The organism is Burkholderia sp. BCC1993 (genome assembly GCF_905339865.1).
Lineage (GTDB): Bacteria > Pseudomonadota > Gammaproteobacteria > Burkholderiales > Burkholderiaceae > Burkholderia.
Map to the genome: position 1 here is coordinate 60,810 of NZ_CAJPGZ010000026.1, position 13,499 is coordinate 74,308.

Below are 13,499 nucleotides of genomic sequence, written 5' to 3' on the forward strand. Positions count from 1 at the left end.
GCATTCACCCCGACCCAGGAGAACACGAGCATGCGGATCGCGCTGGCGCCCGGCGACACGGCCGCACACGATAGTTTCGACGACGCGGCATGGACGGCCCGCGAACTCAGCGCGTGGCTCGGGCTCGTCTATCAGGGCCCGTCCGAATCGACGCCTTGGGCGGGCTTTCTCGAAGCGATGCGCGTGCGGCTCGACGCGAGCTTCACGACGCTCGTGCTGCGCAGCCCGCGCGGCGCGCGTCGCGGGCTCATCATCAACGCATCGACCCACGGCCCGCTGCTGCCCGGCGAACCGTCGTACAGCGAAGAGTTCTACGCGCTGTGCCCGTTTCTCGACCTCCCGCCCGGCCAGGTGTTCACGGCCGACACGCTGTTCGGCACGACGCGCTGGTGCGCGCACGATTTCTACCGGCAATACCTGCAGCCGCTCGACCTGCGCTTCATCCTCGGTGCGAACCTGCGCGGCGAGCGCGGCGTCGAGTGCGCGTTCTTCGTGAGCCGCCCGCATCATGCGCGCGACTTCGACGCGGCCGAACGCGCGCAGGTCGCGACGCTGCTGCCGCACCTGCAGCGCGCGGTCGAGCTGCATGCGGCGCTCGACGTGCTCGATGCCGAGCGCGCGCTGTATGCGGGCACGGTCGACCGGCTCGACGTCGGCACCGCGATCCTCGACGAGGACGGCCGCGTGATCAAGCACAACCGCATCGCCGAGCGGCTGTTCGAGCAGCAGGACGGCCTGTGCCTGCGCCAGGAGCGGCTCCATGCGTCGTGCCCGCTCGACGAGCGCCGGTTGCAGAAGGCGCTGCAGGCCGCGCTCGAGCATTTCCGTGCAGGCGCGCTCGGGCGCATCGAGGCCACGACGCTGTCGCGCCCCGGCGGCGCGATGCCGTTGAACGTGCTGCTGCGCCCGCTCGCGCCCTTTCACGGCGCGGAGGACCGCCAGCACCGGCCGGCCGTCGCGGTGTTCGTCCGCGATCCGGCGTCGTCGCCGCAGACCTCGCGCGACATGCTGCACCGGCTGTTCCGCCTCACGCCGATGGAAACCGAGATCGCGCTGCTGCTCGTCGACGGCCTGACGCTCGATGAAGCGGCCGCCGCGACCGGCATCACGAAGAATACGGCCCGTGCGCATCTGCGCGGAATCTTCGCGAAGACGGGCGCGACACGGCAGGCCGTGCTCGTGAAGATGCTTCTGAACAGCGTCGTGTCGATGGCGTAGCGGGCCGCGCGCGAAGCCGGCCGGTTGCCGGAGCGAAGTCCGCCGCAGGGCAGAACCGAGCGGCACGCCGAGCGCCCGCCGGCTCATGTCATCCGTCATCAGATGTGATCGCACACAGCGACACCCCCCTGACATTCCCCAATATTTGAAAATATTCCGGGTAAACCCGCGACGTCATTTCAGGATCTCAGGCGTACCATGTCATACGACAACATACTACTTAGATCACCACCCGACGCGAATGCGGGCTGCTGCCGCGTTCGCCGCCCGCTCGGAGACTCCCTTGACCTCGCCCGCCCTGCCCGGCCGCGACCCGCTCGCATCTGCCGTCTCGAAAGTGAAATGGCACGTGCTGCCGCTCGTGCTGATCATGTTCATCGCGAACGACATCGACCGCCGCCGACGGCCTTCGGCTATCTGAAGCAACATACGGGTTCGATCACGGGCGGTCTGGATGCGCTCGCGATCGCGTCCCTAGTCGTCCCTGGTCGCCGCGGTCGCCGCACCGTTCGCGAGCACGCACCGGCGCAGCGATCCGCCGCGCGGCCTGCCGGCCGACGAGTCCTTCACGCACACCGCAATGCTCCGCCATGCCGAACACTGACCGCCTGACCGTCGTCGTCTCGAATGCCGTCGACGGCGACCTCGCCACGTTCTCGCTCACGTCCGACGGCACGCTCGCGCCGCTCGCCCGCTACCCGGCCGGCGACGTCGCGATGCCAGTCGCCGTGCAGCCCGATCGCGCGCGGCTGTACGTCGCGACGCGCGGCGAGCAGCCGACGATCGTCGCATTCCGCGTCGCGGCGGCCACCGGCGCGCTCGCCCGCATCGGCGCGACCGCGATCGACGCGAGCCTCGCCTACCTGTCGCTCGACCGCAGCGGCCGCCGGCTGCTCGGCGCGTCGTACGGCGGCCATTCACTGAGCCTCTACGACGCCGCGCGCGTGCGCGACGGCGACGGCGCGCCGCTGCAGGTCGCGCACGGCATCGCGAACGCACATGCCGTCGTCGTGTCGCCGGACAACCGGTTCGCGTACGTGAGCTCGCTCGGCTCGGACCGGATCTTCACGTTCGCGCTGATCGAGGATGCCGGCGGCCAGCGTGCGGTCGAGCACGGCGAAACGCGCGTGCCGGGCGGCTTCGGGCCGCGCCACCTGCGCTTCGCGCGCAACGGCCGGATGCTGGTCGCGGTCAGCGAATTCCAGGCCACGCTCGCGACCTTCGCACGCGACGCCGACAGCGGCCGCCTCGGCGACGCACGGGTCAGCGCGCGCCATCCGGCCGTCGCCGGCCTCGCGCAAGGCCATGCGCGCCCGCCCGCGCCGACCGGGCCCGCCGTGTGGGCCGCCGATCTCCACCTGACGCCCGACGAGCGCTTCGCGTATGTCAGCGAACGCACGTCGAGCCAGTTGCTCTGCTATCGCCGCGATGCGGACGGCACCTTCGACCCCGTACACGCGACGGCCACCGAAACGCAGCCGCGCGGCTTCGCGGTCGATCCGTCGGGACGCTGGCTCGTCGCGTGCGGCGAGCAGTCGGAATACGTGTCGGTGTACGCGATCGCGCCGGACGACGGCACGCTGGCGATGCACGCACGCGTGCCGGGCGGCCGCGGGGCGAACTGGGTTGCGATCGTCTGATGGGTCCATCGACCGATGGATCCAACGATCGCTTCATCGACGCCGGGCGCACGACCGGCAGCGGCCCGCGCCGCCCGGCGCGCCGTCAGCGCCGCTCGCTCGGCGCGACGCCGGTCCAGCGCTTGAACGCACGCGTGAAATTCGCGCGGTCGGTATAGCCGACCCGCGCCGCGATCTCGTCGACCGGCAGGCGCGTGCCCTCGAGCAACCGGAGCGCATCGCGCAACCGGATCTCGTCGAGCAGCGCCGAATAGGTCGCGCCGAATTCCGCGAGCTTGCGTTTGAGCGTGCGCGCCGACACATGCAGTTCGCGCGCGACCTCGTCCACCGACGGATAACCGGTGTCGCCGCAGATCAGCAGGTTGCGCACGCGCTCGACGATGCTTTCCGCATAGCCGAGCCGCGCGAGTTCGGCCTCGCATTGCTGGACGATCATCTGCGCGGTCTGCGCGTTCGCGGTGCCGATCGGCTCGTCGAGCAGCGCGGCGTCGCAGCGGATGCGGTTCGCGCTCGCGCCGAAATGACAGCGCGGCAGCCGCGCGCGATAGCGCTCGAACCACGCCGGCTCGGGCCATTCGAAATGCAGCTCCGCTCGCGACTGCAGCGTGCGCCCCGGCGCGGGATCGAGCAGCGAGTTGAACAGGATCGCCGTCTCGACCAGGAAGTTCTCCACCGCGAACTGGCGCAGCCGGCCGAGCGGAAACGCCTCGAGCACGTCGATGTCGACGATCCCGTCGAGCTCAGCGAGCCGCACCGAAAAGAACGGCACGCGCGTCGGCAGGTAGCGGATGCCGAGCGCGATCGCCTCGCCGAGCGTTGCGCAACTCATCAGCCCGAAGCCGATCAGCCCGGATTTCGTGAGGCTGCTGCGCAGGCCGATCTCGATCGCGATCGACGGATCGTCCGTCGCCTCGAGCAGGTTGAACACGATCGCCGCCTGCTGCAGCGGCGTGATGCGCGCGTCGGGCTGCGCGAGCCGCTCGCGCTCGACGCCCGAGCCGGCGAGAATCCGGCCGCCATCGATGCCGCGCTCCTCGGCGAGCATCAGCATGAACAGCGCATACGCGGACGATACCGTCGCCTTGTTCAGCTGGCGCGCGGCATCCGGGGCGGACAGGGCCATGCGGCGAACTCCGGAGCGGTTTCGGCGGATTGTAGCGCCGCTGGCCCGCAATGACACCGCGGCGGCATTCTAGCCGCCCGACGCGGCCTCGCACGCCCGTGCACCGGCCACCGTGACCCGAAATGACACCATCATTGGCACCGGCGGCCCTCGCGTGCGCTCCGGGGCGCGCCTATGCTTGTCACATCGGCATTGCGCCCCACTCTTTCCGCACGGATTCCGGTCGATGAGCCAACCCGCACGAACCGTCTTTCGCCACGACGCCGACAAGGTCGCGCATGTCCGCCGCGAGGTCAACGCCGCGAGCGATGCGATCCGCGCGCGCTTCCCGCTGCTCGACAACCAGAACCTCGTCGGCGCGACCGTGATGGCCGTGTCGGTGGGCGCGATGCTCGCGATCGCGTGGCTGTATGCGCGCGGCGCGATCGCGTGGTACGTCGCGTTGCCGCTCGCCGCGTTCGTCACGTCGTTGATCCACGAACTCGAGCACGACCTGATCCACCTGATGTACTTCAAGAAGACACCGTGGGCCTATCACCTGATGATGGCGCTGTGCTGGTTCACGCGGCCGGGCACGATCAACCCGTGGACGCGCCGGCGCATGCACCTGCATCACCACAAGGTATCGGGCGGCGAATCGGATCTCGAGGAATTCGGCATCACCAACGGCGAACGCTGGGGCGTGAAGCGGCTGCTGATGATCGCGGACGGCATGCTCGCCGTCGTGCTGCGGCCGGATGCGATGCGCCGCAAGGTCAAGCAGTACGTGGCCGCGCAGCCGGTGCAGGATGCGGCCGAACGCGCGCAATTGCGCGTCGAGCAGGTGTCGTCCTACATGCCGGTCGGTCACGCGTACTACGCGCTGTGGCACGCGTTCATCGTGTATCACGCCGGCCTGTTCGCGCTGCATGCGTTCGGCTATGCGGTGACCGTGCCGGCCGTCGTCGAGCGCGTGATGAGCGTCGTCGATTTCCTCGCGGTCGTGTGGCTCGGGCCGAACTTCGTGCGCAGCTTCTGCATCAACTTCGTCAGCTCGAACATGCATTACTTCGGCGACATCGATTCGCGCAACGTGATCCAGCAGACCCAGGTGCTCAACCCGTGGTGGATGCTGCCGTTCCAACTGTTCTGCTTCAACTTCGGCAGCACGCACGCGATCCATCACTTCGTGGTGCGCGATCCGTTCTACATCCGGCAGTTGACCGCGCGCACCGCGCATGCGGCGCTGCGTGAAGTCGGCGTGCGGTTCAACGACGTCGGCACGTTCAGGCGAGCCAATCGCTGGGGCGCGTATCGTCCGATTCGCGGTGCGCGCGGCGTGCAGCGGGCCGACGCGTAACGGCGGGCAGGCGGCGCGGCTCGCCGCGCGGGTCCCGTCAGTCGGTCAGTCGGTCAGCTGGTCAGTCGGTCAGCTGGTCAGTCCGTCAGCGCCGATCGCCGGCATCGGTCCCTGCCCGCGGATCCATGCCCGGTTCGCGAGTTCGGCCATTTCCTTGTCGCCGCGGCTGTCGCCGTACGCGAACAACTTCGCGGGCGGCTGATTTCCCCACCAGCCGCGCAAGCGCACGACCTTCTGCGGGCCCCAGCAGTTCTCGCCGTTCAGCCGCCCGGCAAACGTGCCGCGCTCGAACGCGAGGCGCGTCGCGAGCACCGTGCCGATGCCGACCGTCTTCGCCCACTTCTCCAGATACAGCGACGGCGACGCGCTGACCAGCACGACTTCATGCCCGCGCGCCTGATGCTCGCGCACCCGTTCCAGCATGTCCGGACGCACGAGGGTCGGCAGATAACCATCGACGAAGCGGCGCGCGAGCGCGTCGAGCGCGTCCTCGCGGATCGGCCCGAACGCAAACCATGCGAACTTCGCCTTCGCGTCGCCGCGCGACAAGAGGCCCGCCTTCATCGCGACGATCCACGGCAGCGCGCGCAGCCCGGCCCATGCGAAACGCGGCGTGCCGACCGCGTAGCGGACGAAATGACGGAAGCTGTCGGTGGTCGTGATGGTGCCGTCGAAATCGAATGCGGCGACGATGCGGTCGGTCATGGAGAGGCGGGAAAGCGGTGAGATGCCCGGGAAGATAGCAGACTCGGGCCGCCGTGCGTGCGGGCACCGGCGCGACTGGCGGCACGGCTCGATACGCGATCGCGTCAGTTCGCGCTCTTCCGATACAACGCGACATACCCCGCGAGCATCAGCAGCAACGACCCGCTGACCCGGTTCAGCCACCTCTCCCCGGCCGCTTTCCACATCCGCACCGAATGCACGCCGAGCAGCGCGTAGCCGGTCATCCCGATCACGTCGATCGCGACGATCGTCGCCGCGAGGATCGCGTATTGCGGCGCGACCGCATGCGACCGGTCGACGAACTGCGGCAGCAGCGCGGACATGAACAGGTAGTACTTCGGGTTGCTCATCGCGACGAAGAAGCTCTTCAGAAACGCGGTGCGGCGATCGGGCATCGCAAGATCCGGCGCCTGCGCGGCGGTGGAACCGCCGCTCGACATCAGCATACGGATGCCGACATAGGCGAGCCACGCGGCGCCGAGCAGCTTCAGCGTCACGAACGCGGTTTCGGATGCCTCGAGAATGACGCCGAGACCGAACCCGACCAGCGCGACCAGCACGACGTCGGCCGTCACCGCGCCGAGCATGCCGACCATCGCGTGACGCAGTCCGTAGCGCGAACCGTTGCTCATCGCGAGCAACACCGTCGGGCCGGGCGTCGCGACGCCGACGGACAGGATCAGGGCAAATGCGAGCAGTGCGGAGATCGTCATGAGCGGGGGTGCGTGATGAAAGTGATCGAGGAAACGAAACGCGTGCAACGCCCCGGTCATGCAGGCCGCGTCGTTCGATGCGCCGGCCCTGCGGCCGGGACGGGACGGTCGATGATCGCACGATTGCCGCGCCGCCCGCTCGCCGGTCGTGCAGCCGTGTGTTGACGTGACGCCCGACCGCGGAACCTCGCCGCCCTTCCGTGGCGGCCGCGAGCGAGACGACGCAGGATCGCCGGGCGAGCCGCGGGGGGCGGCTTCCCGGCCGATTTCAGCGGCTCACCAAAGGGAGTGGCGGGAGGCCGCCAGAGTTTGCTATACTCTCATTCTTCCGGAGAGATGGATGAGTGGTTTAAGTCGCACGCCTGGAAAGCGTGTATAGGTTAATCGCCTATCGGGGGTTCGAATCCCCCTCTCTCCGCCAGAATCAATGAAAAGGCCTCGCAAGATCGATCGATTTTGCGGGGCTTTTTTGCGACATGCGACGTGGAATCAAGTCGCGTTGGCCGCCCTCTTCCCCGCTTCCGCGACTGGTCGTGGCAATGGCCCAGTCGCCGCGCGGATGTTCCTCACCGCCTGTCGCGCCGGCACGCCTTCGCGGCGTTAGCGCGTCGACCCGACATCGACGTTTTCGTCGCGGCGTATCAGACCAACGGCATGTTGTTGCCGATTGCCCGCCGCTTCAATGACGTGCTGTCCGTAACCATCGGGTTACATAGCATTCAGCTTATTCGTCTAGCCGACCGATAGATTCGCCATATATGTTCCCGGGTAATCGGTGAATGGCGTCGCTCTACCAAACTGCCCCTTCAATTTCGTCCCGATCGAAAGCAACAGCTCGCGCATCACCACGATGGGTCGCTTGAATTTCAATCACCCTCACGGTTTACGTGACGATTTGTGAGCTTCGTTGGTTCTGAGTATTCACTTATCACGGGATCGTTGGCAGCCGGATGAAGCTTGCAGACGTGTACTAATCGAATCAGCAAAACATAGTATACACACCGAAAAACACTGACCCGAAGTTTCGTACAGTAGTAGTTTTCTTATTAAAAACCAGACGTACCTCGATATGAATCGAATCTTCTCAAAAAGATTCCAGCAGCAGCCTTGAGAAAACCTTTAAAGATCGTTGCCACACAGTTATCGTGCCGAACCGACTTCGGTATGATCGCTTACGCAATCACGCGCAGCGTTCTTCATCTCTCATTTTCCGGGTGCTGCACTCATTTAAATAGAACACCTCAAATATATCGCCGTTTATTCCGAAAGATAAAGTTACCGCAATTACGCAGCTCCGATGTTTAAATATTCGGTGATGGTCGGGCGCGTTTTCCATGAAACGGGGTGACCGAATGGGCGGGAAAGTCTTGCTGAAGGTGCTGCGCGGCGGCTACGCGCAGTTCGATCGCATCATCAAACTTGACACGCCGCTCGGCGACGACTGGCTCGTGCCGCTGTACGTCAAGATCAACGCACGGCTCGGGCGCAATTTCGAGGTAACCGTCGACGCATCGTCCGTCATGGGCGACAAAATCAAGCTCAACGCCCTGATGCAGCAACCTGTCACGCTCTGGATTCGCCAGCCGGACGGCAGCTATCTGCCGATCCACGGCTACGTGCAACGCGCCTGTCGCCTCGGAAACGATGGGACCGTCTCGTATTTCCAGCTCCAGTTCTCCTCCTGGTTGAGCTTTTTGAAACTCGGCAGCGATCGGCGCGACTGGCAGGAAGCCAGCGGCTGGCAGATTCTCACCGACGTATTCGACAAGCATCCGCAAGCTTCCGGCAACCATGGTCAGGAACTGCGCACGGCGATGCGCTCATATTCGCATCGCGTGCAGTGGGAAACCGACTGGAATTTCGTGCATCGGAGCCTGGAGGAAGTCGGTGTGTTTCCGCGCTTCGATTTTGCGCAGGACGGCAAGTCGCACAAGCTCGTCATGATGGACGACCTGTATTTCGGGCCTTCGCTGCCGAATGCGGAGATGAAGTTCAGCCACGCGGGTACCGACGAGGATTTCGATGGGCTCACCCAGTTGAGCGAACAGCAGGACGTCCAGAGCGCGACACTCACGCTCGGAACGGTCGACTACAAGCGGCCGGACCTCGACAAACAGGTCAGCACGCCGGCGGCGGATCTGGATGATTTGCCGGGTCAGGGTGAAGACTATCTCTATACCGGCTCGCAGACTTGGGCCAAATCCGATGTTGGACAACAACAGGCCCGTATTCGAACCGAGGAATGGGCTTCACGTGCGAAGCGCTATTTCGCGATCGGCAGTCCGCGCTACGCGCTGCCCGGCTACTGGTTCAGGGTATCCGGGCATCCTCTCTTCGATGCGCTGCCAGCGGACGAGCGCGAGTTGTCGATCATCGCGAGCGACTGGCTGATTCAGAACAACGTGCCGGGAATGGATGCGCTCACGCGATTCCCGCGCAGTCTGCGCAGCGAAATCGAACAGGTCCAGTCCGCCGGGGCCGGTACGACCGTGAGCCACCGCGATGGCGGCGTCGGATTTTTTCACGTCGAGATCGAAGCGCAGCGCCGCAAGACACCGTTTCGCAGCCCGTTCGAGCATCAGAAGCCGGAGATGCACTTGCAGACGGCGATCGTGGTAACCGACAGCGACGAGGAAATCGTCACGGACGACGGCAACCGTGTGCGGGTCAGGACATCGAACAGCCGGAACAATCGCAATACGAAGTCGACGTCGTGGATCCGGGCGGCGATGCCGGACGCAGGCGCAAGGCGTGGCGGCTATTTTCCGTTGCGCAAAGATGATCAGGTGCTCCTGGGCTTCGTGAATGGCGATTGCGACCGGCCGGTCATCATCTCGCGATTGCATGGAGGCGCAACGATGCCGGTATGGCATACGCACGGCCTGCTGTCCGGCTTCCGCTCTCGCGAATATGGTGGCGACGGTTTCAACCAGCTCGTCATGGATGACTCGAGTGGTCAGAACCGGGTCCACCTTTACTCGTCGAGCTACAGCTCTCACCTGCATTTGGGCTATCTGATCGAGCAGAGCGACAACACGCGCGGCACGTTCCTTGGCAACGGGTTCGACCTGAAATCCGGCGCATACGGCGCGGTGCGCGCCGAGCAAGGCCTGTATGTGTCTACGCAGCCGGCCACCGCGCAGCCGCTGAACGTAACGGCCGCAACCGAGCCGCTCGCCGGCGCGGAAGCCGTGTTCGAAGCCGCGTCGAAGGCCAGCGAAACGAACCGCGCCGAAAGCCTGCACGACGGCCAGACCTCGCTGAAGTCGTTCACAGACGCAACGCAGCGCACGGTCGCTGGCGCGACCGGCGGTGGCCGCACAGCCGGCGGCGGCACCGGCAACGCGAATGGTTTTGCGAAGCCGGTGATGCTGCTATCGAGTCCTGAAGGGATCGCCGCGTCGACGCAGCAATCGGTGCATGTCACGGCAAACCGGCACGCGAACGTCGTGGCAGGCAAGAACATCAACCTGGCGGCCGGCAAAGCGTTGCTGGCCAGTGTGCTCGACAAGATCAGCCTGTTCGCGCAGAACCTCGGCATCAAGATTTTCGCCGCAAAAGGGCCGGTAGACATTCAGGCGCAGAGCGGCCCCGTTTCACTGGTCGGCCTGCAAGACGTGAAGATCGAAAGTGCGGACGGACGTCTGATCCTGACGGCCGCGGAGGAAGTGTGGATCGGCGCGGGTGGCTCGTATATCCGCATCAAGGGTGGGCTGATCGAGAACGTGACGACCGGGCAGATCCTCGAAAAATGCGGAAGCTGGGACAAACCGGGTGGTGCGAGCGGAACGATTCGCGATCCGTTGCAGACAACGCCGGTGTCGACCGATGGCGGCCGCGGCTCACTCTTCTCCGGTTGACGCCAGGCCGCCCACCACCCGAGCAGCAAGAAAAACGAGAACCGAGAGATTCCGGGAAACATGAGCAATAGCCACCCTACCCCGAAGCCCAGCGCGTCGGCCCAGCCGGCGTCTCCCCCGAGCACAAGTGCGGGATCACCTTACACACCGCTGAACTGGGCTTTTCCGTTCACGCCGGTCGGCAAGGATGACCCGGCCAACCCGATGACCTATATGAAGGCGTTGGCAGCCGCCGAGGACGGGTTCTATCCGTTGGGCGCGAACGGCATGTGGCACGGCGGCATCCACTTCGACCAGAACACGGCGGCGCGATTGAGGCAAGGCGACGGCATCCGCGCGATCGCCGATGGCGACGTCGTCGCGTACCGGCTGGACAGCAAGTATCCGGAGCAGCGCTATCAGGACGGCCGACACGCGTTGTATTCGACGGGGTTCGTGCTGATCCGTCATCGATTGCAGTTGCCACCTGCGCCCCAACCGCCGAAGGCGAACGCGGCAAAGGATTCCTCAACGCAGCCGACGACATCATCGACCGGGCCCACGCCGCCAGTTCCGTCGGCGACCAAGAACGCGACTGCGAGCAAGCCGGCACCGGATGAAACGCTGACGTTCTTCAGCCTGTACATGCATACGATGGACTGGAACACATACCGGTCTGCGGCAGAACAGGCGAAAGTCGCACCGGTCGGCGGGTCCGGGCCGAGCATCGAACCGATGCCGTATTGGGAGGGCGATCGCTACTATGTCGTCGGCAACAAGGCAAACGACAAGCAGAACGCACCGCGGCCGAAAGTGCCGGTACCGTCACTGCGCGACACGATCAACCGCGACGTGCTCGGGGAATTCATCCAGAGCGATTTCAAGAAACTGCCGGAACCGGAAGAAAGCGACAAGGATGCAACGCCGCTTCCGCCCCCGATCACGGGCATCCGCATCCGCGATCTTCCGAACGGCAAGATCATCGGCATTCTGCCGCGGGGGTCGGAATTGACCATATCGGACACTGACGAGCGGGCACAAGCGAAACCAGGCTGGGCGAAAATCAAGTCGATCAAGTCGGGCACGCCGGCCGCGGCGGTCGTCGGCGCGCCGGCGTCGCCGCACGCGCCGTACGGATACATCTTCCTCGGGGAACTCGATCCGATCGTCGACCCGAAGCCGCTAGACGTGGTCGTCGTGCTGAAGCAACCGTACAGGGTGAAGGCCGGCGACGTGATCGGCCGGCTCGGCCACTATCTGCGCTATCCGGATGCAAAGCTGCTGCCGCCGAAACCGAACCGGTCGCTGCTGCACCTCGAAGTATTCGCAGGCCCGGAGCTCGAATCGTTCATCCAGAAGAGCCGTGATCGCGCAAAGTATCTGCCGGCGTCCAAAGCGTTCCTGGAAATCTCGCCTGGAGCGCAGCTGGTTACCCATTTGCCGGAGCCCGCTCACAAGCTGCAACCCGGCACCAAGCTCGTACCGCTCGCCGCCGACGCAAAGGGCAAGTGGGTGAAGGTGCAACCGAAAACGGCCGCCCCCGGACATGGCAGTCGCCGCACGAAGCCGGTTTTCAACGACATCGGTACGCCTGTATGGGTCGACGGAAGCCTCGCCAATACGATCCTCACTACGATCGTGCCCGCCTGGAAGGACTTCCCGCTGAACTTTTCCGATGCAAAGGGCCCGGGAGCGGATTTCCGCGCCGTGTTCCGCACCGTCGATCTGGACAAGAACATCGCGCAGGACGACAAAGGGCGTCGCTGGTATTACGTGACGATCGGCACCAGGGACGGCGGCACGCGTGACGGATGGGTGTGCGAACAAGATCATCCGCTCGTGCGCATGTGCGGGCCGTGGGACTGGCCGGGCTTCGAGCTGATCGACAACAGCAGCATCAAGCCGCTCGACATGCTCAAGCGTTACATCTACGTCGCCGAGCAGTTCCTGGTCGACGAAGACAAGACCGAATTCGAGACGAGCGCAGCGACGGTCAATAGCAGCCCGCTCATCGCGAAACTCGAAAAAGCGATCGACGCGAACCACGACGGGAAAGTGACCGCCCAGGAACTGAAGCACGCGCAGGAAACCCCGTGGACGGCGGAAGCCCTCTCCCACCTCGTCGTACGGGGCGAGAGCGAATGGGGCGGCGGCCTGGGCAAGTGGGAGGCGTTGTCTCCGCTCATGAAGAAGCTGTTATGGCTGTGGAAGACCGAAATCGAGCGGATCGGAAAATTGCAGTGGTGGGAGCAGGTCACCAGTGTGGAGGGGTTCCCGAAGGAGCCGAATCCGTGGCATTTTCATCCGATTGGTTTGGTTGGAAACTTTATGGCCAGCGCTGGAGGGACTATCACTTTGGAAGAAGCGCGAGTCAGAGCGTTCCTTCGGATGATCCGTGTTGGAGAAGGTACTCGTGGACTGGATAGTTATGAACGGCTATTTGGGGGGCAATCCTTTATCAAGGATTATGGGCGCACATTTGACGATCACCCCCGCATAATGATAACCAGATTGATCCGTGGGCGAAGCGTTACCTCCTCTGCCGCAGGAGCATATCAAGTTATGGGATATAACTGGGATGGCAACGACAGCAAGGCGTACCGAAAAATGGCGCGCATCACAGATTTCTCCCCTGTCTCTCAAGACAGGTACTGTGTCGCCCTGCTCAAGTTTAAACGACGTGCGCTTGATGTCGTAAAGAACGGAGATCTAGACAGTGCAATATACAAATATCAATGCAATCTAGAATGGGCGAGTCTCCCCGGCGACAAATATGATCAAGGGGGAGTTACAATGAAATCTGTGCGAGCACACTTCCAGAAGTTCGTTGATGAAGAGCTCGCGGGGCAAACAGAATTAGTCGTTCCAATTGGTGGACTAGACGACTTGATCAAGTGAAGA

The 13,499-nt window shown here is 64.4% G+C and carries 9 protein-coding genes, 1 tRNA gene and 1 pseudogene; 8 read left to right on the forward strand and 3 right to left on the reverse strand.

The annotated features are described in order from the left end of the window. Positions 1–30: 30 nt before the first annotated feature. The 4 genes and pseudogenes from U4Y91_RS33670 to U4Y91_RS33685 all read left to right on the forward strand — a co-directional run bounded on the left by U4Y91_RS33670 (position 31) and on the right by U4Y91_RS33685 (position 2,858). Positions 31–1,218 (forward strand): helix-turn-helix transcriptional regulator, encoded by a 1,188-nt coding sequence (locus U4Y91_RS33670; protein WP_321808686.1) that lies wholly within the window; start codon positions 31–33, stop codon positions 1,216–1,218. A 283-nt stretch (positions 1,219–1,501) separates the two neighbouring features. Further along, entirely contained in the window at positions 1,502–1,639 is a 138-nt protein-coding gene (locus tag U4Y91_RS33675; protein ID WP_321808713.1) for a hypothetical protein, read from the forward strand. Continuing rightward, positions 1,618–1,822, forward strand: a pseudogene (locus tag U4Y91_RS33680) (MFS transporter); the annotation flags it as partial. The gene U4Y91_RS33675 and the pseudogene U4Y91_RS33680, both read left to right, overlap by 22 nt. Then, positions 1,809–2,858 carry a lactonase family protein gene (locus U4Y91_RS33685; RefSeq protein ID WP_321808687.1) on the forward strand — a complete coding sequence of 350 codons (1,050 nt, stop codon included), beginning with the start codon at positions 1,809–1,811 and terminating at the stop codon, positions 2,856–2,858. The pseudogene U4Y91_RS33680 and the gene U4Y91_RS33685, both read left to right, overlap by 14 nt. 85 nt (positions 2,859–2,943) lie before the next feature. On the opposite strand, the gene U4Y91_RS33690 is transcribed toward U4Y91_RS33685, so the two are convergent. Then, positions 2,944–3,981 carry an AraC family transcriptional regulator gene (locus U4Y91_RS33690; protein ID WP_321808688.1) on the reverse strand — a complete coding sequence of 346 codons (1,038 nt, stop codon included), beginning with the start codon at positions 3,979–3,981 and terminating at the stop codon, positions 2,944–2,946. A gap of 226 nt (positions 3,982–4,207) precedes the next feature. Here U4Y91_RS33690 and U4Y91_RS33695 point away from each other — a divergent pair, with 226 nt between their 5' ends. Continuing rightward, the gene (locus tag U4Y91_RS33695; RefSeq protein ID WP_321808689.1) at positions 4,208–5,320 is read left to right on the forward strand and encodes a fatty acid desaturase; all 1,113 of its coding nucleotides are present in this window, start codon (positions 4,208–4,210) and stop codon (positions 5,318–5,320) included. A gap of 69 nt (positions 5,321–5,389) precedes the next feature. On the opposite strand, the gene U4Y91_RS33700 is transcribed toward U4Y91_RS33695, so the two are convergent. Continuing rightward, positions 5,390–6,025, reverse strand: a complete 636-nt coding sequence (locus U4Y91_RS33700; RefSeq protein WP_321808690.1) for an HAD family hydrolase — start codon at positions 6,023–6,025, stop codon at positions 5,390–5,392. 104 nt (positions 6,026–6,129) lie between these two features. Then, the gene (locus U4Y91_RS33705) at positions 6,130–6,759 is read right to left on the reverse strand and encodes a LysE family translocator (protein WP_321808691.1); all 630 of its coding nucleotides are present in this window, start codon (positions 6,757–6,759) and stop codon (positions 6,130–6,132) included. 330 nt (positions 6,760–7,089) lie between these two features. Here U4Y91_RS33705 and U4Y91_RS33710 point away from each other — a divergent pair. The 3 genes from U4Y91_RS33710 to U4Y91_RS33720 all read left to right on the forward strand — a co-directional run bounded on the left by U4Y91_RS33710 (position 7,090) and on the right by U4Y91_RS33720 (position 13,496). Then, positions 7,090–7,180, forward strand: a tRNA-Ser gene (locus U4Y91_RS33710). A 931-nt stretch (positions 7,181–8,111) separates the two neighbouring features. Then, positions 8,112–10,619 carry a type VI secretion system Vgr family protein gene (locus U4Y91_RS33715; protein WP_321808712.1) on the forward strand — a complete coding sequence of 836 codons (2,508 nt, stop codon included), beginning with the start codon at positions 8,112–8,114 and terminating at the stop codon, positions 10,617–10,619. 60 nt (positions 10,620–10,679) lie between these two features. Further along, positions 10,680–13,496 (forward strand): glycoside hydrolase family 104 protein, encoded by a 2,817-nt coding sequence (locus U4Y91_RS33720; RefSeq protein ID WP_321808692.1) that lies wholly within the window; start codon positions 10,680–10,682, stop codon positions 13,494–13,496. Positions 13,497–13,499: the final 3 nt, after the last annotated feature.